The organism is Mogibacterium timidum ATCC 33093 (assembly GCF_000525775.1).
Classification (GTDB): Bacteria; Bacillota; Clostridia; order Peptostreptococcales; family Anaerovoracaceae; genus Mogibacterium; species Mogibacterium timidum.
Genome location: NZ_JALU01000004.1, coordinates 123,735 through 148,658, shown reverse-complemented (window position 1 = coordinate 148,658; position 24,924 = coordinate 123,735). Strand labels below are relative to the sequence as shown.

Genomic DNA, 24,924 nt, shown 5'->3' with positions numbered 1-24,924 from the left:
AGGCAGCTAACGGGTATAGTTATGAACAATCTTCTGTAGTTATCTGCATCAAATCATCCATAGGTATGAGGTAATGTATCTATATGAAGGCTCGGTTGAGCCTGGACATAGCAATTAACGCTGTGCTTTAAGTTTCTCATCAATTGCCGCTGCAGCAGTCTTGCCGGCTCCCATAGCCAGTATCACTGTTGCTGCACCTGTCACTGCATCTCCGCCTGCATAGACATATTCTTTACTTGACTCCATTGTTGCTTCATCAACAATGATTCCACCCCAGCTCTGCGTGTCAAGCCCCGGAGTCGTAGTTCTGAGCAGCGGGTTTGGACTTGTTCCGACGGCTACGATAACCGAATCAACATCAATCACATAGTTGGACCCTTCTATTGGTACGGGTCTGCGTCTGCCGGATGCATCCGGCTCCCCAAGCTCCTGCTCAATAATTTCCATTCCTGTCACATAACCGTTTTCGTCACCGAGGATCGCTGCCGGATTGTTAAGGAATTTGAAAATAATGCCCTCTTCCTTAGCATGGTGAACCTCCTCAAGTCTGGCAGGACACTCAGCTTCACTTCTTCTGTATACGATGTAGACTTCATCCGCACCGAGACGCTTTGCAGTTCTAGCTGCGTCCATGGCAACATTTCCGGCCCCCACTACGGCAACCCTCTTACCGACCTTAACCGGTGTCGGTACCTCGGGGAATTTAAACGCTTTCATGAGATTAACTCTCGTTAAAAATTCATTAGCCGAATATACGCCAAGCAAGCTTTCACCGGGAATATTGAGGAACTTGGGCAGTCCCGCACCGCTACCGATAAATACAGCCCTATATCCATCCGACATCAGCTCATCAACTGTGATTGACTTACCGACGATAACGTTAATCTCAATCTTAACTCCCAGCCGCTCTACATTCTCAATTTCCTTTGCAACGAGCGCCTTGGGAAGTCTGAATTCAGGGATTCCGTAGCTCAGCACACCACCCGGTTTATGAAGAGCTTCAAATACTGTTACATCGTAGCCTCTCCTTGCCAGCTCTCCTGCACAGGTAATTCCCGAAGGTCCACATCCGATAACTGCTACCTTAATTCCATTCTTCTCTATTTCCGGGGTAGTTATACACCCCTTCGACATGTGATAATCTGCAACAAACCGCTCCATACGTCCGATTCCTACAGGCTCACCCTTAAGACCTCGAACGCACCTTCCCTCACACTGATCCTCCTGAGGACATACACGCCCGCAAATGGCAGGCAGTGCATTTTCACGAGTAATTACTTCATATGCTGCGTCGAAATCGCCTTCGGCAACCTTCTCTATGAACTCGGGAATCGGAACATTTACAGGACATCCTCCCACACAAGGCCTGTGCTTGCAGTGCAGACATCTCCGAGCCTCTTCCATTGCCATCTCCGGAGTATATCCGAGCGCAACCTCATCGAAATTCTTGTTTCTTACGTTAGGATCCTGTTCAGGCATCTTGACCTTCTCAAGGCTCATGTTTCTATTAGCCATTATTAACCCCTTCCTATCTTACATGCGTGGTCGTTCATTTCCTGCTCCTTATCCTTGAAGAAGCTCTGACGCTCCATACATTCCTTAAAATCAACCTTAAATCCGTCAAAATCCGGTCCGTCGACGCACGCAAACTTCATCTCACCGTCTATTGTTACACGACATCCTCCGCACATACCCGTTCCGTCAATCATCAGAGGGTTAAGCGATACCATAGTGTGAAGCCCGACCGGCTTAGTAACATCTACTACACCCTTCATCATGCCGAGGGATCCGATGGCAATGCATTCTTCATATTCCTCACCCCGGTCCAGCAGCTTCTGTAAAACCACCGTTACGAATCCCTTAGCTCCATAAGAACCGTCATCTGTACAGATATATACATTGTCACAGAATTCTCTGAACTGTTCTTCGAGGATGATAAAGTCCTTGGATCTTCCACCGATAATCACATCAACCTTTACTCCCATCTCATGAAGCTTCTTGAGCTGTGGGTAAATAGGCGCTGCCCCCAGTCCTCCGGCAACTCCGATAACCTTCTTGTCGGTATACTTGAGGGGCGAAGGGACACCGAGAGGACCGACGAAATCCTCTACGTAATCTCCCTCCTGCTTCTCCGATAGCAGATTTGAAGAATAACCAACCTTCTGATAGATGATTGTAACTGTCTCATTTTCTCTGTCGAAGTCTGCAATTGTAAGCGGAATTCTCTCTCCATCCTCATCCACTCTGATGATGATAAACTGTCCCGCTTCACATTTTCTAGCGACGAACGGTGCATGAATCTCCATCAGCTCGAGGGCAGAATTCAAAATTTTTTTGCTAACTATCTTATACATGTGGCCTCCATATTAAAATCATTAATGCAATTTAAATCACACAAAGCACTTTTTATACAACGTGTATTATTCGCAAGACTTAACATTGTTAATTCACAAACAGCTTGTATCTCAAGCCTCATAATATTTATACTACTCATTAACGCTTATGTCAATACGAAATTAAAAATTGGTTGACCTAATTTCACCAAAGCGGTTTCATTACTCTTCAACCAATTTTTAACAACATTTATTGCACTCTATAATACAACAGCCAATATTTACTTATGCATACAGGCCGTAATTCAGCCGTTGTTCTTCCATATAGCTATAGCATCTTGAACTTGATGTAATCCGAAAAGCTCATTAAAAATGCAGCAGCACTCCCCTTTTTAACAGGCTCGAAGTGCGCTGCTTATTCTCAAAGCACTGCCTGCGTCCTGCATCCTGTATAATCTAAATCAGCCAAAGTCACTATCACAGATCATAACGCAAGCTCGATTCATTTAGGTGATTCTGCATTGCCTTAGCTGCCGCCTCTGAATCCTTCGACATTATTGCATCAAACAGCTTCTTATGCTCAACCAGAACTGCAGAAATCTGATTGGGCTCTACCATGCCTGTGCCGCTGACTCTCTGCAAGAAGTTCCTGATAGTTCTTAGCATGGATAGGATTATCTGATTACCTGAACATTCCGCGATACATGTGTGGAAATCAATATCTTCATCCAGCGTTTCCTTGAGCGCCGCCTGCGCGTTTTTATTGATATCGCAGTTAGCGAAGGTGTGTTCCATGCGACTATAGATTTCAGCCAGTCTGTCAAGCTTAACCTGATCCTCGCACTGTGCTGCCAGCTCTGCTGATTTAACCTCAAGAATCGATCTGACAGTCAGGATGCTGTCGACCTGATCACCATCCAGGAAAAGCGACCACGATAAGGGGATAGAGAAGAAATTAGTCTCACGGCTCGAGATATACGTACCCTGACCAAGTCGAATATCGATCATGCCCAGTACGTCCAGTACCTTGAGCGATTCTCTGACTGCAGATCTGCCTACGCCCAGCTTTCGAGCCAGCTCACGGTCGGATTCTATCTGATCGCCACGCTTCAATCTACCTTCGAGCATCTCGTCTGCAAAATACATCGTAAGACGATTTACAAGCTTGCTGATACTGCCCTTCTTCTCAATGCCTCGTAATAGTTCTTCGTTCTCTTTGTGTTCTGCCAGATATTTCTCGATCTCCTTCATAAACTCATCCGGATTGAGGGAGAATAGCATCGTGTCTATCTGGAGCTTAGCACAAACTGAACTGACAACCTCGTTGACACGCTCTCCGCCCTTTGATTCAAGGTTGGAGAGTGTGGCAATGCTCATCAACGGCTTATCGTCTCGCTTGCACAGGAAGTAGTCTATGAACTCCTTTTGTGTCATCTTGAGAGCGCGCCTCAATGTCCTGATGTTGTTTCTCTTGAAGGCAGAATTATATCTACCATCTACCATATTTTTTCACCATCCATATCCATCTTATGCAAAGTTTCTATTTGTTGAGCAGCTCCGCAATTAGATCTGTCATCAGTACCGACGCCTTAGCCAGGTCGCTGTACTTGCTGAACTCAACCGGCGTATGACTTCTTCCATCCTTGCTCGGTACAAACACCATCACTGTAGGAAGCTGCTGCCCTATCTCAAGAGAGTCGTGGCCTGCACCGCTTGGCAGTCTCATGTAAGAATACCCTCTCTTCTTGCAGGAATCCTCCAGTATATCAAGCATTGAGCTGTTGAGCTCTACCGGTGTGATGACAAGCTTAGTATCGATCTCGTAGGTTCCGCCCATAATCTTGCACTCACGAGTAAGAGCCGCCTTAATTCTATTTGCGATATCATTAATATTGTCATTGTTCATCGAACGAATGTCAACTGTGAATTCAACCTGCTCAGCAACAATGTTCATCCCGCCGTTTGGAACCTTAATCAGACCAACCGTAGCAACTGTACCGTCAGCCTTCTCTCTAGCCCAATCAGCGATCTTGGAGATAACCTTAGCTGCTGCATCTGCTGCATCGAGTCTCATATCCATTGGGGTTGTACCTGCGTGGTCGGCTCTTCCGTGGATTGTCACCATATATCTCTGGATACCTACGATACCTGTAACAAGACCGAGCTCAATCTGCTTCTGGTCTAATACCGGACCCTGTTCGATGTGAGCCTCTACGAAGCTGCCGATCGATCCATCCGGCCACTTAGCGTCCTCAAGCTTATCCGGATCCAGACCGTACTCCTTCATGGCCTCTGCGATCGTTACACCGTTAATATCAGCAAATTGCCTTGTATATGACGCATCTCTGTGACCGAGTATAGCACCGGAGCCGAAGTAACCTGTTCCAAATCTCATTCCCTCTTCATCCATGAATCCGACTACAACTAGATCTCTCTTGTGCTCGAGTCCCATGTCTACAATCTGTCTGGCAACCTCCATGGAGCAAATTACTCCGCCGATCCCATCGTAGTTACCGCCGTGGAGCACCGAATCGAAGTGCGAACCGGTCATAACGCAAGGAAGTGAAGCATCAGTTCCTTTCAGTATACCAAATACGTTTCCGGCTGCATCTTCCTTAACCTCCAAACCGATAGACTCCATCTCCTGCTTGAGATAATCTACAGCCTTACGAGCCTCCTTCGTGAAAGGAAGTCTTGTGCATCCGGCATCAGGTGTTGCAGTAAATCTCTTAAGATGCTCAAGATTCTGAGCGATTCTTCCTGTTACCATTTCAATTTCCATCTTTAGTCCTCCTATTTACCCTTTCTATCGAGTATAAATACCTTTATAGGTGAAATTAAGACTGCAACTATTACGAGAACCAGCCCACAGTTCTCCAGCATTTCCGATTTCATCTTAATTCCCATCAATATTACCATAAAACTGACCATGGCTACCACAAAACCTATTGTCAGCGCGCCGGCCTTTGTCCTCCAGAAGCTCGTCTTTTCCATCTCACACCTCTCCTTAACTGCTTACAAGCTTGCTATAGTCCAAATACTATGAACAGGAAAGCTCCTATCAAAATCGTTGCCGGAATGGTTATAGTCAGCAATAGCCTAAGCACTTCGCCCTCTTTCCCGAGAATATTTGCCGTAGTAGTTCCGAGGATGATTTTGCTTGGGCTCACTGCAGCTCCTATGGCTCCGCCGGCAGTCTGTGCACCCAATACACCTGCTGCTGAAACGTGGAGCAACTGCGCCGTTGTAACCTGGAATCCGCCGAACAGAATGTTTGAGCTCATGTTGCTTGCAGTCATAAATGTTCCGAGCAGTCCGACGAACGGTGCCAACAGTAGATACTTGCTGCCGAGCACATTTGCAATTCCCTGCGACAGAACGATCGTCTGTCCCGTTCCACCCATAATTTTGGACATGATTACCAGTCCGATTACGGCCATACCTGATGGCATCGTCATTGAAATCGAGTTCGCAAATGCGTTCCTGATTCCACCTGTCTTGATCCAGCCCTTACTCTTGTAGTACGCAAGCGCAATAATCGCAGCAAGAAACAGAAACATGCCGGCCTGCGTAAATATAGCAACAGGCGAATAGCTGTCGCTTGCCGCATTTACAATACCATAGCCGGTACGCGTCTCAGGTACGACAATTCCTATCTTAAACCGACCCAGCATCTCGTTGATTGGCTTAACGGCCAGAACAACGAACGTCATAACGGATAACAGCAGGTATGGCATGAAGGCCTGGATCAGCGACATATCCTTAGGAATATAGCTGTCGGCTGCAGCTGCAGGCTCTACCCGTTCCATAATTGGAGACTCTTCAAGCTTCCAATCTGTGTTGTACAGCTTCATTCTGCCGAGCAGCATAACCAGCACCAGTGCGATTACTGCAGGGATAAAGTTGCTTAAAGTGGTATTAATCTGGCTGAGAACGAGCTCGCCAGCTCCACCTGCTGCAGTCAGAGCCAGCACTGCAGGTAAGCCCTTGCGCACCGCCTTGCCCTTGCCGTAGAACCAGCAGATAATCAGGCCTGTAATAAAATCCCATGCCAGCAGGAATACCGCAGCCCAGAACGCAGCCTTGAAATATTCCGCACTCCCGGCCTTTAATCCGGACGCATCTGCGAGTGCATCCCACGCGGCACCGAGTGTACCGAAGGTATTTCCCCAAGCCTGTCCCAGCAGAGGAATTGCAACTGCATAGATTGGCCTGACACCGATGCCTATAAGCAGCGGAGCGACCACCGCTACCGGAACTCCAAAGCCGGTAATTCCCTGTAGAAAGCTGACAAATACCCATCCAAGTGCAAGTATCAGCAGCAGCTCATTAGGAATAAGCTTACTGAGTTCATTCTTGATGACAAGAAAGGCGTTTGCCTCTTGTCCGGCCTGATACAGGAGGATCGCTGTCCAGATAATCAACAGGATCACCAGAGAGCTCCATACACCTTTGGCACTCTCCACAGCGACCAGATGAGCCGGAGCCTTATAAAAGGTTAGTGCAGAAAGAATTGTTACAAGCAAACCGACCGGGGCGGCTTCAGTAGCACCCCAGTGGAATTTAATCATTAAAACTATTAATATAATAATCGGGAGCATCGCCATGCCCCACATCGCGAAATTAACAGGTATGTTCATTTCTTAATAACTCCTATGAATTATACAGATGATTAACTTACATGACAGAAATTACTTGTGAATAACTGTTCCTGTCTCTCCGTTAATTCCTTCCTTAGCCTTTTCAAGGAGTGTGATGAGAGCATTTCTGCCTTCGCCCGACTCAGCGAAACGAATAGCTGCCTCAACCTTGGGAAGCATTGAACCCTTGGCGAACTGCTCTTCAGCGATATACCTGTTAGCCTGCTCGATTGACAGATCAGACAGCCATTCCTGGTTTGTCTTACCGAAGTTGATAGCAACCTTTTCCACAGCAGTCAGAATTACTAAGTAATCAGCTCCAAGTTCTCTGGCAAGAAGACTTGATGCATTATCCTTATCGATCACAGCCTCAGCGCCTACGAGTTTTCCGCCCTCATCAAATACCGGGATTCCGCCACCGCCGCAAGTGATCACAACATGACCCGCATCAGCAAGCGTCTTAATCGTTCCCAGCTCACAGATCTTGAGCGGCATTGGGGAAGCAACAACCTTGCGGTAGCCCCTGCCGGCATCCTCGGCTATTGAAATTCCTTCAGCAGCCAGCTTATCAGCCTCTTCCTTAGTGAGGAATCTGCCGATTGGCTTGGTAGGGTTCTTGAATGCTTCATCGGCCGGGTCAACGAGTGTCTGTGAGATAATGGAAGATACCTTCTTATCCATTCCTCTCTTCTTGAGCTCGTATTTGATAGCGTTCTGAAGGTCGATTGCAATGTATCCCTGTGACATAGCAACGCTTGTAGGCAGTGGTACTGCTCCATATCCGCCATTAGCTGCTGCAAGAGCATCCATAGCATTCTGAATCATTCCGACCTGTGGACCGTTTCCGTGTGTAACGATTAAATCGTGCCCCTCTGCGATGAGGTCTACGATAACCTCCGCAGTATGAGCAACTGCTTCACGCTGCTCATCAACTGTGTTGCCAAGTGCATTTCCACCCAGCGCGATGACAATCTTCTTTGCCATGTGTATATCCCCCTTGATATTCTCTGATAATAGTAACGACCTGATTGCTCAGGCCGTCACATTACTTGTTATTGTGCTCTCCACTTGGATTAACCTTCGTAACCAAGCTTTTTGGCGTAAGCAAGTACAGCTCTTTCAAATGCTTCAATTGGCGGATGTACTGTTCCGGCACCAATCTGTCCGAATCCGGCAATCTTGTGCGCAATCCCTGTATTGATTACAGGCGTGATTCCTTTCTCAACCACGAGTCTTGCATCGATTCCAAGGCATGTACCTGTGAAGTTCCAATTAGGAATAATGTAGTTAGGATTTCTATCTATTGTGATCTCTGTCATCTCGTTTGATGTGCTGAGAGCATCCTCGTATCCGCCGGCTCCGACAAATCTTGTTACGGCCGGAGCAGCAATCATGGCCATCCCACCTACACCTACTGTCTCAGTGATAGCGCTGTCACCGATATCCGGGCAAGCATCCTCACCGTCATATCCGGTAAAGTATAGACCCTGCGGGGTGTTAACCGGTCCGGTGAACCACTCGTCTCCCATACCTGCGATGCGGATGCCGAAGTTCACTCCGTTTCTGCACATTGCAGTAACAACAGTTCCCTCTGTAAGTGTTCCGGCTCCATCCATGATGGACTTGCCTGTAGCCATCATTACATTGAGGAAGAACTGATCTGTATCAGCGAGGAACTTGATGACCTGTGACTTCTCTTCCTCCGGCATATCCATGTCTGTTACGATTGGAGCCATCTCCTTGAGGAAGCAGAGAGAAGCAGCGATGTTTCTCTGGTGGAACTCGTCTCCCATTGCAATTGCCTTAGCAATCAGCGGGTTCACTCTGAGTCCGCCTTCAAGACTTCTGAGTGCTCTTCCCAGTGTAGGACCGAGTACATCTCTCATCCACCTCAGTCTGTTAACAACCTCTTCCGAATAAGCTCCGAATCTCAGTACCTTTCCGATACCCTCGTTCATCTGGCAGTAAGCATAATTACCGTCAGTCTCGTTCTGTACTACGAATACAGGCATGTGCTGAGTTGTGATTCCTCCCATAGGCCCTACTGCATTGCAGTGATGGCATGGGATGAACTTAATCTCGCCGGACTCGAGAAGCTTACGGGCGTCAGCTTCGTTATCTGCCCACTCCTCAAAGAGCACAGCACCTACACAAGAGCCTTGAACTGTTGCGGGCATATCCTTGTACTCGATTGGCGGACCGGCGTGAAGAATAACCTTTCCGTTATTCTCATTAAGCTGAGGAATTACTGCCATAGCCGGAACATTATCCTTGAGCACCGGCTGCGCAGCAACGACCTTAGCTATAACCTCGCGGTTAGCCTCGTCAATGTCAATATCTTCATAATTTCTGAGGAAGTTGAGAGCCTTGATTAACTCGAGGTTTCCGCCTGCCGGTGGCATCCAGTCATATTGAACAACATCGCATCCGAATTTGGCAGTTACTTCTGCGAAGCTCCTAAGGCCAATGTTGATAACCTTTGGCTTATTAGCGAGCATAAAGAGCAGCTTCTCTGATGGTTCAGCCGGAGTGAAGTCCTTAACTTCCTTAGGCCGAGTCTCCTTGTGCTCCTCCGTAAACCTGTATCCGATTGCTTCGATTGCAGTCTCAACAGCAAGCTTATTGGTCTCTGCCACGATTACCCCTGCAGCCTGAAGCTTCTTAACGGACTCATCGTATCCCTGATAGTCATTTCTGGTTCCACAAACCTCTGCAACAAAGAATATCTCTCTGTTCTGCTCTGCAGCCTTCTTCTTGAGAGTCTCAACAGCCGGAATCAGAGCCCCGGCCATATCGTCATGTGAACCGTATCCGAGAACTACGTCGAACAGGATAACGCCTGTGCTCGGATCATCCATAGCCTCTGCCATGCACTCAACTCTCTTGGTTGGGTCGATCATTGGATGTGGCTTGCCTTGAGTGTACATGTCATCACCGAGGTCGATAACGACGTGCCCCTTGTGGTTGAGTTTAAATCCATCCTTGTGAGTATTATCAGTGAACGCCAGAGCATCCTTGATCATCATTGCAGCTTCGCCTGCAAGAGTACCGCCGGAGTAGTAAGCCTTGATGGTCTTCTTGTCCTCAGCCTTAAAGAACTTGGACTTATCGCACTCTACAGCTCCTTCAGCAACCTTCCGCCCTCTCACCAGGCTAACAGCGAGACGCGCGCACTCATCGAGCGTATAGGTCTGATATAGGCCTTCCTCGTAGTACTCCGGCTTCTCGCCGAGAAACAGGCATACAACAGGCTTGCTGTAAACGCTGAGTCTGGCGGCGATTCTGTCTCTGACAGCCTTAGCCGGCGGCTTAGAGATAACCACAAGCACTTTAACTGTCTGATCCTTCTCCATAGCATCGATGACGTCCATCATAGTAGTTCCGCCGACTTCCTCGGAGAGGTCACGACCGCCGGTACCGATAGCATTTGTAACACCCTCACCAAGCCTATCTATGATAGTCGTCAGCTCCTGGATACCGGTACCTGATGCACCGATGATACCGATTGAACCGGGATTTACAGTGTTAGTGAATGCGATCGGCACACTCCGGATGATCCCGGTGCCACAGTCAGGGCCCATTACAACGAGCCCCTTCTCGTGTGCCTTATCCTTAATCTTCTTCTCATCCTCAATTGTTACGTTATCGGAGAACATGAATACGTTCATCCCCTCATCCAGCGCTCTCTCGGCTTCGAGTGCAGCATAAGCTCCCGGGATGGAGATTACGGCCAGGTTAGCATCCGGCATCCGGCTGAGAGCCTGCTCCCAGCTCTTAGCTGACTTGTTTTCTTCGCCCTTCTTATTGGCGTTAGCTTCCTTGGCAAAGTACTCGTCAACCTTATCCATAAGGGGATCCAGCACGCTCTCGTCGTCTACGTCGGCAACTACAACCATGTCGTTAGCCGTTGCATTCATCAACTCCTCAGTCTCAAGTCCACTCTGCTTAAAAATATCCTTGTTAGCCGGAGTTGCCATCATGATGGAAACCTTATTGACGCCATCAACTGTTGAAACAGCATTGGTGAGAAGCATCAGTGTAACAGAATCATGGTAGCTTCCTGCTTTCACAATTGTCTTCAGCATTTATAAATTCTCCCTTTTTAATTAGTCAGCAAATCTATTCTTGTGATCGTATCTATTGAAGTGAACGGGCTCCCCCTTCAAGTACTCTACCAGCTCGTCAGCGACGTCCAGACCGCCTGTTGCATAAGCCTTATCCATTCTGGCCTTAGCTCTCTCCCCGGGGTAATTAACCTTGTCGAATCCCGGAGCAGGCTTAATAGCATCAAGCTCGTCCAGGCACTGTGCCATAGCCTTCTTAAAGGCGTCTGCGCCTACAAATCTCTCCGGATCCATTACAATATGCATCTGCCCCAGTCTTCTGCCCTCAGAAAGGTCGTGATACATAGAGCTTACATGTCCGCCGAAAGGAACTCCCAGAAGGATCCCGGAGAATACGTCAACCAGCATCATCAGTCCATAGCCCTTAGCTCCGGCGATTGGATTAAGAGCGTTGACCTTGTGCGGATCAGTTACAGGAGCGCCGTCCTCATCTACCGCCCAGTCCGCCGGAATTTCCTGATGCTTGGATCGCTTGTCGAGGATCTTTCCCCAAGCCTGAACTGTAGTAGCCATATCGAATACTACCTTCCTGTCGTCAGCTGTCGGAGCTGCAAATGACATTGGGTTTGTGCCGTAATAAGGCTCAGCGCCACCATAAGGAACTGCCATTGGATCCGACTGGCAGAATGAAATTGCCAATAGATCCTCATCAGCTGCCATCTCTGTATAGTAGCCGATAGAACCGGAGTGTGAAAGGTTGGACATTCCGACAACTGCGATTCCGTTCTTCTTAGCCATTTCGATAGCCTTCTCCATGCCCTTCTTAGCAACAGTGAACCCAATTCCATTGTCACCGTCGAGGATTCCGGAGCAAGGGCCTGTTTCCTTCCAAGTCATATTAGGCTCTGCAGTAATACCGCCCTTTGCGATTCTCTCACTGTAGTACTCTACTCTTACAGCACCATGGGAATAGTAACCTCTCTCGTGTGCCCATGTAAGAACCTCCGACGTTGTCTCTGCATCATCCTCATGCAGACCTGCCTGCATGAGCTTGTCCTTCATCAAGCCCTTAAGCTCTTCTCTTGATAGTTTCACTTATTTACCTCCACGAATTAGTCAGTAACGAATTCTATTTCACAAAAGCAGGTTCGTATCTGTGACACGAACCCGTTATCAACAATGTTCATTATTGTTTAAACTTACAGCTCAACGTCTCTGTTGCAGTCCTTTGAGTAAATGTAGATGAAGTCCTCGGTACCTACACCGTAGCAAGCTTGAGGTACGTAAGAATCCATGAATACGTAGTCACCCTTCTGTAGCGGAATCCACTCATTGTCCAGTCTGTACATTCCCTTACCCTGTAGGAAGTACATTCCGTGCTCCTGGATGTGAGTTTCAATATATCCGTGGCATGCTCCCGGAGCAAATTTTAGGATATGCATATTCATATCAAAGCCAAAGTCTTTAGCTGCAGGGAGAAAGTCCTTGCTCTGGCAGTTTGTCATGCCCTCGTAGTCCATCCAGTCAACGTCGTTAATATTTGCAACAACTGTATGAGCCGACATACCTTCAACAGCAACGTATCTTCTCCTGTAAATGTAAACAAAAGCGTCCTCGCCGCTCTTGTTCTCGAAGCGGAACGGCTTATCAGCCGGTGAGAAGATATATCCACCCTTTGTAAGAGTTGCTTCTTCATCAGCGTTCTTAACTGTGAGCTCTCCGCTGATAACATACATGAAAGCCTCGATTCCTTCTCCACCGATCCTCTCGTTCTTGCCACCCGGGTGAACTGTCGAGATATAATCTGCAAAAGATGCTCCCATTGCAGGCGAACCGAGAATAGTTGTATCGCAGTTCTCATATCCGGGAATTGCATTCTTAACAAGACCGTCCGGTTCTAGAATTACATAATTCTCTTTCTTAAAAACGGATCTGGTGTCTAAAAGCGACTCTCTGTAACCGGTATTATTGTTTAAATAACTCATGAAGTTTACCTCTCTTCCTCATGCTTTAATAATAATAAACTTTTCAAGTTGGTCTTCAGTTGTCAACCAATTTCTTAAGATATTTAATCATCTTTCAACCTTTTTTTCAAGGATATATGCAAATTTATATTGTACTAATATTAAGCCATAGTCATCTTTGAAATTCATTTAACAGTATTATATAATTTCGTAGAAAACTCGGGAACTAATAGGTTTTTTCAAGGATTTTTAACATATTGCCCGTGCTTGTCCATATTTTACTCAATTCTGCATTTGCGATGTATATCGGAATATGAACAGATATATATTGGCAAGCTCTTCAGATAATTTTTATTCTGAAGTAAAATTCGCATTAAAATTTTAACACATGAGATTGTGAGGCAGCAATGGTAACTATCAGGAAGATTTCAACAGCTAAGAACAGGTTAAAAACCGGCAAAGGTTCTGATGGCAGAAATTTTATTTTGTATTATTCAGATGAAATTGATCCGAAGGCTCTGCTCGTATACATACACGGGGGAGGTCTACTCTACGGAACACCGGAGGATCTGCCGAAGATGCATGTAGAGAAATTTACAAGTACGGGATATGCCATATTAGCGATCGACTACCCGCTCGCACCACAGGCGAAAATTGATGCGATACTGGAAGATATAGTTGATTCTATCAACAAGAGCTTCAAAGCTGCAGATCTGGCTGACAGCCTGCCTCTCTTCGTATGGGGCCGCTCGGCAGGCGCTTATCTCGCCCTGCTCTCTTCTGTAAATGACAAGCTTACGGTTAAACTGAACGGAATAATTTCGTACTATGGATACGGATTTTTGAACGATGGATGGTACGATGCACCAAGTGCATTTTATAGTCAGCTCCCGGCTGTTCCCGCAGAGATGGCTAAGACTGATAGGCAGGAAGCTATATATAGCGGCGCACTCGACGAGTACTACAGCACTTACGTATATGCCAGGCAGACCGGAAGATGGAAGGACTTGATCTACGAGGGGCGCGATAAATTTTTCTTCCTGTATTACACGCTCAGAACGGTCGATTCTCTGCCTGCACCTGTATTTGCAGCACACAGCACAGGCGACACCGATGTACCGTATAGCGAGTTCATCTCATTGTGCAATAAGTACAAGCCCGAGAAGTTCATCGTTTCGATCCATGCACACGATTTTGACAGAAATACCGACGACCCTGCGACAAAGGATCTGTTAAGTAAGACATCTGATTTCATAGAAAACAACCTATAACCTATAACCTATAACCTATAACCTATAACCTATAACGGATTATATATTCATCAGAACTGGATAATACTCATTTAAATCCATAAAACCATCCACGCATCAAACGCGTGGATGGTTAATGAACGGGCAAGGCACTACACCCCCCGCGAGACGCGGCGAACGTGCCATATCAAATGCATTGTTCATAATACTCTCTGTCCTCGTCCTTAAATACGTTAAAAATCACCCGTTCCATCGCCCCCGGGTGCTCCGACAACCACTCTTTAACAGTGGCAACCGCAATTTCTGCCGCCCTCCTGTTCGGAAAATGAAATACTCCTGTTGAGATGCAGCAGAAGGCAACGCTTTTTATGTCATTTTCCAGACACATATTTAATACGTTAGCGTAGCAGTCGGCAAGCGCTTGCTCCAGCTCTGATGTCAGTCCGAATTGCACAATGGGTCCGACCACATGAATAACCTTCTTCGCCGGCAAATTGTAACCGCCGGTCAGCATCGGAACCGCTGTCGGCTGTTCATAATCGCTCCCATACATCACCCTCAGTCGATTCATCTGTCTGTTGCACTCTTCTCTAAGCTGCACCCCTGCAAAGGTATGTATGCAGTTGTCAATACACGTGTGCATAGGAATAAAACAGCCGAGCATCTGTGAATTTGCAGCGTTTACAATCGCATCTGCCGCAAGTCGCGTTATATCCCCTTGCCATATTGAAATCACACCTTCTCTAATAGGAATATCGTGCAGCTCCACCACGCCGTGCTTCTTCGCTCTCGACTGCAGATATTCATTTTGTATCTGCAGAGCCATATCGTCCAGGTGACGCGGCATGCGCACGTTCATGAGCGAACGCAGCAGGCGCCTTTTGCCGATTACATCATCAGGTGTTTCAAGCCCACTGTATTGTGCAGATTCCGACTTGAATACATCTACCAAGTAATCAAGCTGTTCTATCTCAGTCAGATTTGCTAGTCTCCTCTTCATATGTTCCACCCTGCTTCCTTTAACCAAATTTACATGCCATAGTGACATCTTATGAATACTATATATCTTAATGCCCTGCATGACTATATGATATATGAAAACGCACGTATAACAAAATCACCTATCCGCAGAATACGGGTAGGTGATTGATTGTGCTATTGCTATGAGCTACTTCTTCTCAAGGGTTGTTCCCTTTCTGAAGTTATCGCAAGACTTCATGTTTCTCATTAACAGATAGTATACGATTCCTGTTGGAATAGTAGCCGTAAAGAATGAGAGGTTTACGTCGAGCAGCCCGATTACACAGCCAACGATTGTGGCAATGATAGCTGCCATGTTGATACCTTTTTTTGAACCCTCAGGATCATACAGATCATCGAGCTGTTCCTTGGTGAAGTTCCTCTTGTGCAGTATGAAATAGTCTACGATAAGGATAGCGAAGATAGGCGCAAAGAACGCCGAGTATACCTTAACAAAGAGTGCAAGTCCTGCTGCGGAGCTGTCGTTAGTCAGAATCCACGGGCAAGTTGCAACTGCGATGATTCCGATGAGGATCACTGCAGTCCTATGCTTCATCTTAAAAGTATCCATGAATACATATGCCGGTGGAATTACGTTGCTTGCAAGGTTCGTCGATAGCTGAGCAAAGATGATAAACGCAAGTGTGACAATAAGAACGACCTTGTTGTCAACCATAGCAGCAAACGCATTGATTGGGTTAGCAATTCCTGTTGCTGTGGATGCCATTGCCCCGATAACGCCGAGCATTACCGTTGCCGGAACCATAGCCACAAAGTATGAGATGCCGCGCACCGGAGCACTGTAGCCCTGCTTCATTTCACGCGAATAGTCAGAAGCGTTGAGCATTACCGTTGTTGAGTTACCGAAGAATGCGATGATAGCAGCAACAAACGGCATGCCCCATGTGCCGCTCTTGTGCATCAGGTTAGTAGAAATTACATCCCACTGAGTTGTTACGCAGATGTGAAGGAGGTAGAACATGGCGATGACAATCACTGTACCACCGATGTTTCCAACCCACTTTGCACCCTTGAAGCCCTTAATAGATAGAAGGATCTGAACGACCTGGAAAAGGATGAAGAACAGCCAGATGTTGTCATAGTGAAAGAGCAGCTTCGCGATGTTGTTGATAGCTGCACCACCGAGCCATGTCTGATATCCGTACCATACGATGGCAGGCAGTCCTCTGATCATCGATGGCAGGATGTTACCCTTTGTACCATATGCACTCTTGAGGTGAATCGAATACGGAGCACCGGTCTTGTATCCGAACTGGTCATTCATGGCGATGCCAACTACCAGAATAGTAGATCCAAGCAGCACTGCCAGGAAGAGCTGCAGAAGGTTAAGTCCTGTCTCAATCTGCGCAGATCCCTGAGCGAGAGTTCCGATTGAAATACAACCGCCGAGCCACAGCATCGTGTTAGACCCCCAGCTCATGGTACGTTTTTCCCAAGGAATCGGCTTAATGCTTTCACCCTCGGTCTCCGGGGCATTTACGTTTTTATTTTCTGTACTCATTACTTTGTTCTCCCTTTAATATTCAGCAACTATTACTTAACAGGCGTTACATACTCTCCATAGCCCTTAGCCTCTTCGAGGTACATACCGTCCTTAGCTACAACGTGCCCGCGGATAACAGTGCATGTTGGAGAGCCCTTTCCTTCCAGACCGTCGAAGCACGTTACGTGTCCCTTGGTGAACAGCTTAGTCTGATCAACCTTCCACGCCTTCTCCGGATCGACGATTACAGCATCGGCATCAAAGCCGATTTCAAATGCACCCTTCTGTCCGTAGAATCCAAATACCTTGGCAGGATTGTAATCCATAACCCGAGCAATCAGGCTTGGGCTCAGCTTCTTCTGATGTACAACCATGTCGAACATCATTGGCAGGAAGAACTGGATGGCGTTAAGTCCGCCCCAGGCCTGCCAAATGTCTCTTGTTTCGTTGTCCTTCTCCTCGTCTGCAGCAGGTGAGTGGTCACTACCAACGCATGATAGAGTTCCGTCAAGGACGTAATCCCACAGCTTCTCTACGTCTTCCTTGGTTCTTAGAGGAGGTGTACACTTAGCCGGACCACCTTTCTCAAATACGAAGTCCTCAGAGAATCCGAGGTAGTGTGGGCAAGTCTCGGCTGTGATAGGAAGTCCCTCGTGCTGAGCTTCCTTTACAACCTGTGCAACCATTGGATGGCTTACGTGGCAGATGTGAACTCTTCCGCCCGTAGCTCTAGCCATGTCGATTACATTCTTAGTTGCTACGTACTCTGTCCATACATCGTGGGAATCCAGGAACGCTCTGATCTTTTCCCGTCCTGACCGACCGGACATAGCCTTAGCCTTCTTCTCTCTCTCCAGAACCTGACCATACTCCTCGCAGTGAAATCCGCAGAGCGCGTTGTACGGCCTCAGGATTTCGAGAGCCTCACGAACGTTACCCATGTTAACTGTAGGGAACAGCGGTCCGTTAGGGCAAGTGAAGCCTTTAAATGCAGCAACACCTGCCTGCTCGAGGTCCTCGAGATCAGCGAGGTTGTTATGTACCGAATCAGGATTGTCATCGAAATCTCCTACAATTCCACCCCATAGACCGAAGTCGATGTACGAGTGTTTGCTGATCCTGCTCATCTTGAGGTCAAAGATTTCCTTGTTCATGAGCGAAGGATCATTGTTAAGAGGCATATCGATCAGTGTTGTGCAGCCTGCAACTGCAGCAGCTCTTGACCCTGTCTCAAAATCCTCCCGGTAGTCGAATCCCGGCTCATTGAGGTGAGCGTGGCAGTCGATAATTCCCGGGTATACCAGATTACCCTTTGCATCGATGACTTTCTCTGCTTCCGCATCTGATCCGGGAGCCAGGAATGCAGCATATTTGCCATCCTGTACAGCTATGTCCGCTTCATAAATACGATCAGGGGTAACCAGCTTACCGTTCTTGATAATTAGATCATACATGTCTAATTCCTCCTTATTATTTACACAGAGCAGGGAGTGCAAGTCGCAGCTCTCTGCCTGATAATGTATAGATTAATTTTTTGATTAGTCTTCAAATATAGTTCCAATTCTGAAGTTCCCGGACGCCGGCAGGTACTTCATGAGCAGGTAGTATACAACACCCGTTGGAATGAGGCTGACGTACCATGACAGATCTACTACAAATACCGATACCAGGGCTCCTGCTGCGATTGAGATGATTGCCGCCCAGTTGACACCCCTGAAAGGTCCCAGCTTGTCATATAGCGCGTTTACATCCAGTGTACTCTTGCGCAGCAGATAGTAGTCAACAACCATTACTGCGAAGATAGGCCCCAGGAATGCCGAGTACACCTTTGTGAACAGCGAAAGTCCTGCAGCGGAATCCGCTGTTACAAGCTTCCACGGCATTACGCATACCGAGAGGATGCCTACGAGCACTGTCGCATGCGACCACTTCATTTTGAAGGACTCCATCAACACGTAAGCCGGTGGAACGATATTGTTGAGTACGTTGGTTGTAACCTGAGCAAATGCGATGAATACTAGAGTTACGACTGTAAGGAACTTGCTGCCCATTGTAGTCGAGAACACAACTACAGGATCCGAATTTCCTGTTGCTGCTGTAACGAGAAGTCCGATAAGTCCCATGAACAGCGTTACGGGCAGGATAGCAATCGTGTAAATCGAACCGGTCTTAACCGGCTTGATGTTCTCCTTGAGATTTCTCGAGTAGTCGGAAGCGTTGATAATCATCGTGGAATAGATTCCGAGGAAGGATGTTGTAGCAGCCCAGAAAGGCATTCCCCATGTTCCCTTTACCCCGGCAAATGAAGCGCTGATATCTACTGCGAACTTAGTCTTAACTACGTATAGCATATAAGCAAGAATTACCACGATGAATACGCAAGAGAAGTTCTCGAGCCACTTGATTCCGTGGAAGCCCTTGATCGCAAGGGCAACCTGGAGAAGTGTGAAAAGACCGAAAACCACCGGCAGGTTGTTAATTCCCCACAGAATCTTGAAGCAGCTGTTGATAGCGCCCGCTCCGACCCATGACTGGAATCCGAACCATACGATAGCCGGCAGACCTCTCAGTACACCGGGGATCTTGACACCGGCAGTACCGAAGCTGGATCTCAGCTGAACTACGTACGGCATACCATACTTGTGGCCTGCGTTACCGATCAGGACTAATGCGATAGCGATTACGAGGCATCCGATAGCCATAGCCAGGATAGCCTGAGTGATTGTCAGCACTCCAATCAGTGCAGAACCCATCGAGAATGTTCCGATGGATACACAGCCGCCAAGGAACGATGCTGTGTAAGATAGCGATCCCATGATACGTGTCTTGGTAGGCTGTAGGTCTTCATTGACATCAGCCGCAAGCTTAGGATCGAGCACCTTGTTATCTACAATGCTCATTAAAATTTTTCTCCTTTAAAATAATTTCGTTTAGAATAGTCTCTTAATCAGCTCGCCTTTGCCCTTCAGGCCTACAAGCTTGCCGTCTTCCGCCATCAGCTCACCTCGAACGAGGGTAACTACAGGGAAGCCTTTGCCCTTCATTCCGACAAATGCGGAAATCTTGTTTACATAGTATAGAGAATCCGCGGTGATCTCCCATTCTCTCTCCGGATCAATTATGACGATATCAGCGTCAAAGCCTACCTTGATGTCGCCCTTCCTACCGTAGATATGGAATGTCTCAGCCGGCAGCTTAGCCCAGGCGTTGGCAAGAACACGAGGATCTACACCGCGCTTTACCACTCCCTCCGAGTAGATTGCCTGAACGCAGCTCTGGATACCGCTGATTCCGCCCCATACGTCAAACACATTCTCAATCTTCTGTCCGAGAATTTCATTGTTCTTCTCATCGTATGTGCAGGGCGAGTGGTCTGATGCTAGTCCGGAAAATACTCCTTCTTCGACATACTCCCACATTGCCTCTACATCATCCTTAGTTCTGAGAGGTGGCGCGCACTTAAACAGCGCCCCATGCTCCAGCACATCGTCCTCCGTAAAAGCGAGGTAATGTCCGCAAGTCTCAGCTGACACCTCATATCCTTCGCACTGTGCCTCATATACCTTTTCAGCCGCACCCGGGTGGCTGACGTGGCAGACGTGTGCACGGCACTCCAGCTCTTTAGCAATCTCCACAACAGTCTCTGTTGCTACGATTTCAGAAGCAGGTGTTCTGGAATCGAGGAAGCCTCTCCAGCTGAGGTTGCCGGCTTCCTTCTGAGCCTTCTCACCTTCCTTAATCATCGCAAAATCCTCACAATGGAATCCGGCCATTCCGCCAAATTCCCTGATAATCTTCATTGCCTGATATGCCTGTCCATATGTCAGCGGTGAGTAGTCAGGCGATACAGGTCCGAGGAATGACTTGAAAGCTATAACGCCTCTCTCGTCGAGCCCCCGGAGCTGATCGAGGTTGCCCGGAACAAGTCCTCCCCAGAATGCGAAATCGGAATATGCATTTGGCTGAACCTTAGCCAGCTTGGCGTCGAAAATCTCCGGTGTTGTCAGAGCCGGCTCGTTCTGAAGAGGCATGTCGATAACAGTTGTATATCCGCCAACTACAGCAGCTGCAGTTCCGTGCTCGTAGTCCTCTCTCCACTCATATCCCGGATCGTTAAGATGTGCGTGGGTATCAATTGCTCCGGGGAAGACCTGCTTATCGGCTGCATCGATAACCTTCGCAGCCTTCGGCTCGTCATCCTTGGATAGAATTGCTGCAATCTTGCCATCCTTGACAGCAATGTTTGCCTCCTGAATGAGCTCGGGTGTAACAACCTGTCCATTCTTAATCAGTAAATCATACATATAATCTCCCTTCCTATGACCCTTTACGATCAAATGTGTAGAAGCTTAAGAATCTTTATGAAACAGTTTCATGGTTAATAAATTTCTTAATAAAATCGGTCAACCAATTTCAACTCCTTTCATAAATCTTATAGTACATTACTGAATGGTATTCTTCAATATTTCTAAGCCCTGTAAAAAATAGATTGAAACCTTTTTATTGATTAAAAAATTTTATTGTTGTCGAATTATCTAAAAACGCATTTTGATTTTTGTTATACATGATGATAACATAGCCACGAAGAGGATGAATGATGATAAAAGTAAAACAAACTTCGCTATATGTATTGAATAAGCTGGAGTCGCTGGCATCTCGGGGTGATCCGAGTGAACTCGATCTATACGTGCACTCAGTCTATGAGAGAACAATTAATCTAATGCTCGATAATCAGCTATTGGCTTTGCAAATACAGGATTCTCCTGTATCGCCGATAAGCGTCATACTTCCGATTAACGAAGCCGAAATACACGCCATCGGAGTTCACGACGGAGATGCTGTCACGCTCCGATCCAACAATCTGACTGTCGGAAAAGCTACTATCTCTTTTGATGCTCCGACCTGCATTTATGACGGGTATTTAATTAAGCACAATCACAAAGAGGATCTAAAATCCACTGTTAAACACATGATCGAGAACACAAATCGCGGCGGGTTCTCTTTCTTGACTGATCCGGCTGGTGCTCCGGACGATTTTGTTCTGTCATATGCAAAGGACAAGCTCACGGATGCGGTTTCATCTCTAAAATCCGGTGACACCGCTTCTTCGGGAAATGCACTGACATCGCTGATAGGTCTCGGTTCCGGCCTGACACCCGGCGGAGATGATTTCCTCACCGGAATGCTGTCAACATTTGCCGCGCTCCCAGCTCGCTTCAATCATAAGCTGATGGAGTCGGTGAGGGCTGCAATAACCGATAATCTCGATAACACAAACGAAATAAGCAGAGCCTTTATAAAATGTGCACTCGCTAGCCAGTTCAGTGTACCGGTAATTACGCTGTATGATGAATTGTGCACAGGTGCAGAAGCTGTCGATAAGCTGACGAAGGATTTCTTGGCTATCGGCCATTCATCGGGTATCGATACGTTGACCGGGATATGGTGGAGTCTGGAATACTTGACTCGAAAAGCAGATTAAATTACAAATCATAAAATTTATGCTGTTTTTGAATTTATTTTGCAATTATTCAATCATTTTTTAACATTCATGTTACAATGTAGTCAATTAATGTGAAAGGAAGTATTGAGATGGGTTTATTAAACACTATGCAGAATCGCCGCAGCGTTCGTAAGTACAACACACAGCCTGTTACAGACGAGGAGCTGAACGAAGTTCTGTCAGCCGCGCTCCTTGCCCCTAACGGCAAGGGATTACGACCATGGGAGTTTGTAGTCATTAAGAACAAGGACACACTCAAGGAGCTCGTTAACAGCCGAAAGGGTGGAGCTAAGATGCTTGAGACTGCGAATGTCGCTGTTGCGGTTTATTCGGATTCTGACAAGACAGATACATATATTGAGGATAGTTCCATCGCAATGAGCTATATGCTGCTCGCTGCCGCTGAACAGGGTCTAGGCAGCGTTTGGCTGCAGCTACGACTTCGTCCATCCAACCAGGACGGTGTAAGCTCTGAAGAATTTGTCAACGCCAGACTTAAGGCTCCTGCAAATATGAAGCTCGAAGCGCTGCTGGTCCTCGGACACATCGACGAGCAGCCGGAGGCGCAGAAGCTGCCAAGCTTCCCTTGTGACAAGGTTCACAGCGAACAGTGGTAGATACCAATATGACACAACGCCACAGCTAATAACACAAAAGTATCCGCATTCAGCTGTTCACTGAGTGCGGATGCTTTTGCTATAGTTGCTAATTTGTTGTTTGTTGATAGTTCGCATGAGGGGGCTTCTCAAACGGCTATGTACTCTGAGTTAAGCATACTGCCTCTACCCTGCTGATATCGCCGTGACGACAGCTTACTGTTTTGCAAAGTTAAATGATATCTCAAACTCGCTATGTTTGTGATCGGCACCTTCAAACGCAAAGGTAAATGGCAGGTTAGGATCAATTCTCTCAAATACCACCACTCCGGTGATCGTCTCTCCGGCTTTTACGGTGTTGCTAAGCTGGACATCCTCATAGAAGTAGTTGCCCATATCTGCCTCGTAGTCTTTGCTATCCTGTTCTATCAGACTCTGATCGGGATATACCTCAACCCGCTTGTCAGTTCTGTTCTTGATTGACAGATATACCCTCGTGGACTCCTTTGTAAAATCTATTTTCTTTATGGTTGCAGTTACACCATTCTTCTTGATCATCGAATCGACTCTCACGGTGTCTTCAGCCGGGAAAGCATCGGTTGACTTGATCTTGGAAATCTTTTCAGCTTGAATTTGCACGGCAGTCACGTTACTGCCGCTTTCGTCCTTTACCTTCACCTTGCCCGCAACCTTACCCTTGACCTTGATAAATTCATACTCTTGATAATCCACATCTGCATCTTTAACAATTACAAGCGTCGGATGCTCAGTCTTGCGAATATTCTCAAAGGCCCGAAGCTGCACCTCCCCGTCCTTCTTGTCCACTCCGACAACCTGCATCGTGAGATTCGCAATCCTTCTACCCTTGTAATCCTCCGGGTGGGCATACAAATCATTTATATCAGATTCGCGCAGATCGGATGAGCAACCTGCCAGGGCAAATCCAAATACCACTATCAGCAATGCCACAAACGGCACCTTGATTGAGCGTCTACTTATGACCGACATGAGCACCTCCTGCGGAACGCCAGGTTCCGACGAATTTAAGCGACTACGCCTCGCTTAGAGCATCTTTCTAATCTGATTACCACCCATCCAGGCTGTTACATTCTCAAACACCATCTCAGCACGCCTATCAATTGACTCTATGGTATCGAATCCTACGTGTGGAGTGCATACGAGATTAGGTGCGTCGATTAGCGGGTGATTTGCCGGCAGTGGCGGATCATTTTCAAATACGTCAAGTCCGGCTTTTATTTTGCCCTCTCTGAGAGCCCTTGCAAGCACCTCGGTCTCTATAACCGGCCCTCTGGCTGTATTGATGATGATAGCACCATGCTTCATTGCGGCAATTTCCTTCTCTCCGATCAGCCCTTTAGTCTCGGCGGTGAGCGGAGTATGAACAGAGATGATATCCGCATTTGCCATAACGTCGAGAAGTGACATGTATTCGAGTCCCAGAGCCTTGGCTGCTGTCTTCTCACTTCTGTTATATCCGATGAGCTTGCATCCAAATGCCTTGAAAATTGAAGCCGCCCGCAGGCCGATTGCACCTGTGCCCACGATTCCGACTGTCTTACCGGCTAATTCGTGACCTGCGAGGCTTCCCTTGCCATGGCCTGCCTGTACTGCGGCATCGCACTCTGTGATATTTCTGAGGCAGTCCAGAGTCAGACCTATTGCAAGCTCTGCAACCGCATCGTCGCAATACCCACCTGTGTTAGAGATGAGCACGCCTTTCTCCTTACAAGCCTCTACATCAACATGGTCTATGCCGACAAACGCAACTGATACGAGTTTAAGGCTTTGATCGGCTCTGATAACATCACCGGGCAGCGGATGATTAGCAATAATCAGGACATCTGCGTTCTCTGCTCTCTGTATCAGCTCATCTGTATCAGTTGCTACACTGTCGTATGCCTTAAAAATATGTCCCTGCTCGGTGAGAGTGCTCGAAAGCCTCTGCAGGGTATCCTCGGAAATGCCAAGTGGCTCCAAAAGAATGATCTTCATCATTAGTCCCCCTAGAAAATTATCTGTATATTAAGTG

20 protein-coding genes are annotated in these 24,924 nt (G+C 47.2%); 3 read left to right on the top strand and 17 right to left on the bottom strand.

What is annotated here, in order from left to right:
• Positions 1 to 114 precede the first annotated feature (114 nt).
• The 10 genes from gltA to allE form a co-directional block, all read right to left on the bottom strand.
• On the bottom strand, positions 115 to 1,515 hold the full coding sequence (gltA, locus tag HMPREF0581_RS01635; protein ID WP_036379737.1) for an NADPH-dependent glutamate synthase: 1,401 nt from the start codon (positions 1,513 to 1,515) through the stop codon (positions 115 to 117).
• 2 nt (positions 1,516 to 1,517) lie between these two features.
• Complete coding sequence (locus HMPREF0581_RS01630) at positions 1,518 to 2,354, bottom strand: sulfide/dihydroorotate dehydrogenase-like FAD/NAD-binding protein (RefSeq protein ID WP_036379735.1); 837 nt, start codon at positions 2,352 to 2,354, stop codon at positions 1,518 to 1,520.
• Between the two features lie 456 nt (positions 2,355 to 2,810).
• Positions 2,811 to 3,836: a FadR/GntR family transcriptional regulator gene (locus HMPREF0581_RS01625; protein ID WP_036379733.1), complete on the bottom strand. Its 1,026-nt coding sequence runs from the start codon at positions 3,834 to 3,836 to the stop codon at positions 2,811 to 2,813.
• 37 nt (positions 3,837 to 3,873) lie between these two features.
• Positions 3,874 to 5,115: a M20 family metallo-hydrolase gene (locus HMPREF0581_RS01620; RefSeq protein WP_036379731.1), complete on the bottom strand. Its 1,242-nt coding sequence runs from the start codon at positions 5,113 to 5,115 to the stop codon at positions 3,874 to 3,876.
• Between the two features lie 11 nt (positions 5,116 to 5,126).
• On the bottom strand, positions 5,127 to 5,327 hold the full coding sequence (locus tag HMPREF0581_RS01615) for a hypothetical protein (protein ID WP_036379729.1): 201 nt from the start codon (positions 5,325 to 5,327) through the stop codon (positions 5,127 to 5,129).
• Between the two features lie 32 nt (positions 5,328 to 5,359).
• Positions 5,360 to 6,973, bottom strand: a complete 1,614-nt coding sequence (locus HMPREF0581_RS01610; RefSeq protein WP_036379727.1) for an L-lactate permease — start codon at positions 6,971 to 6,973, stop codon at positions 5,360 to 5,362.
• Between the two features lie 51 nt (positions 6,974 to 7,024).
• Complete coding sequence (gene arcC / locus HMPREF0581_RS01605) at positions 7,025 to 7,957, bottom strand: carbamate kinase (protein ID WP_009644069.1); 933 nt, start codon at positions 7,955 to 7,957, stop codon at positions 7,025 to 7,027.
• Positions 7,958 to 8,046: 89 nt separating this feature from the next.
• Positions 8,047 to 11,058 (bottom strand): bifunctional FdrA/YlbE family protein, encoded by a 3,012-nt coding sequence (gene fdrA, locus HMPREF0581_RS08450; RefSeq protein ID WP_009644082.1) that lies wholly within the window; start codon positions 11,056 to 11,058, stop codon positions 8,047 to 8,049.
• Between the two features lie 21 nt (positions 11,059 to 11,079).
• Positions 11,080 to 12,132, bottom strand: a complete 1,053-nt coding sequence (gene allD / locus HMPREF0581_RS01590; protein WP_036379725.1) for an ureidoglycolate dehydrogenase — start codon at positions 12,130 to 12,132, stop codon at positions 11,080 to 11,082.
• Positions 12,133 to 12,236: 104 nt separating this feature from the next.
• Complete coding sequence (gene allE, locus HMPREF0581_RS01585; RefSeq protein ID WP_009644137.1) at positions 12,237 to 13,022, bottom strand: (S)-ureidoglycine aminohydrolase; 786 nt, start codon at positions 13,020 to 13,022, stop codon at positions 12,237 to 12,239.
• Between the two features lie 386 nt (positions 13,023 to 13,408).
• On the opposite strand from allE, the gene HMPREF0581_RS01580 reads away from it, so the two are divergent.
• Positions 13,409 to 14,272 carry an alpha/beta hydrolase gene (locus HMPREF0581_RS01580; RefSeq protein WP_009644083.1) on the top strand — a complete coding sequence of 288 codons (864 nt, stop codon included), beginning with the start codon at positions 13,409 to 13,411 and terminating at the stop codon, positions 14,270 to 14,272.
• 166 nt (positions 14,273 to 14,438) lie between these two features.
• Here the strand turns inward: HMPREF0581_RS01580 and HMPREF0581_RS01575 are convergent, their stop codons facing one another.
• The 5 genes from HMPREF0581_RS01575 to allB (HMPREF0581_RS01555) form a co-directional block, all read right to left on the bottom strand.
• On the bottom strand, positions 14,439 to 15,251 hold the full coding sequence (locus HMPREF0581_RS01575; RefSeq protein WP_207637005.1) for a protein-ADP-ribose hydrolase: 813 nt from the start codon (positions 15,249 to 15,251) through the stop codon (positions 14,439 to 14,441).
• Between the two features lie 168 nt (positions 15,252 to 15,419).
• Positions 15,420 to 16,793, bottom strand: a complete 1,374-nt coding sequence (locus HMPREF0581_RS01570; protein ID WP_036379724.1) for an NCS1 family transporter — start codon at positions 16,791 to 16,793, stop codon at positions 15,420 to 15,422.
• A gap of 32 nt (positions 16,794 to 16,825) precedes the next feature.
• A complete protein-coding gene (allB, locus tag HMPREF0581_RS01565) occupies positions 16,826 to 18,229 on the bottom strand; it encodes an allantoinase AllB (RefSeq protein ID WP_036379721.1) in 1,404 nt (467 codons plus the stop codon).
• 84 nt (positions 18,230 to 18,313) lie between these two features.
• Positions 18,314 to 19,675, bottom strand: a complete 1,362-nt coding sequence (locus HMPREF0581_RS01560) for an NCS1 family transporter (RefSeq protein ID WP_084645303.1) — start codon at positions 19,673 to 19,675, stop codon at positions 18,314 to 18,316.
• Between the two features lie 30 nt (positions 19,676 to 19,705).
• Positions 19,706 to 21,079: an allantoinase AllB gene (gene allB / locus HMPREF0581_RS01555; RefSeq protein WP_036379718.1), complete on the bottom strand. Its 1,374-nt coding sequence runs from the start codon at positions 21,077 to 21,079 to the stop codon at positions 19,706 to 19,708.
• 290 nt (positions 21,080 to 21,369) lie between these two features.
• Here allB (HMPREF0581_RS01555) and HMPREF0581_RS01550 point away from each other — a divergent pair, with 290 nt between their 5' ends.
• A complete protein-coding gene (locus HMPREF0581_RS01550) occupies positions 21,370 to 22,257 on the top strand; it encodes a DUF2877 domain-containing protein (protein WP_009644104.1) in 888 nt (295 codons plus the stop codon).
• 110 nt (positions 22,258 to 22,367) lie between these two features.
• Positions 22,368 to 22,895: a nitroreductase family protein gene (locus tag HMPREF0581_RS01545; RefSeq protein ID WP_009644066.1), complete on the top strand. Its 528-nt coding sequence runs from the start codon at positions 22,368 to 22,370 to the stop codon at positions 22,893 to 22,895.
• Between the two features lie 195 nt (positions 22,896 to 23,090).
• Here the strand turns inward: HMPREF0581_RS01545 and HMPREF0581_RS01540 are convergent, their stop codons facing one another.
• Positions 23,091 to 23,882, bottom strand: a complete 792-nt coding sequence (locus HMPREF0581_RS01540; RefSeq protein WP_009644058.1) for a DUF4352 domain-containing protein — start codon at positions 23,880 to 23,882, stop codon at positions 23,091 to 23,093.
• Between the two features lie 54 nt (positions 23,883 to 23,936).
• Positions 23,937 to 24,890, bottom strand: a complete 954-nt coding sequence (locus HMPREF0581_RS01535; protein ID WP_009644053.1) for a 2-hydroxyacid dehydrogenase — start codon at positions 24,888 to 24,890, stop codon at positions 23,937 to 23,939.
• Between the last annotated feature and the right edge of the window lie 34 nt (positions 24,891 to 24,924).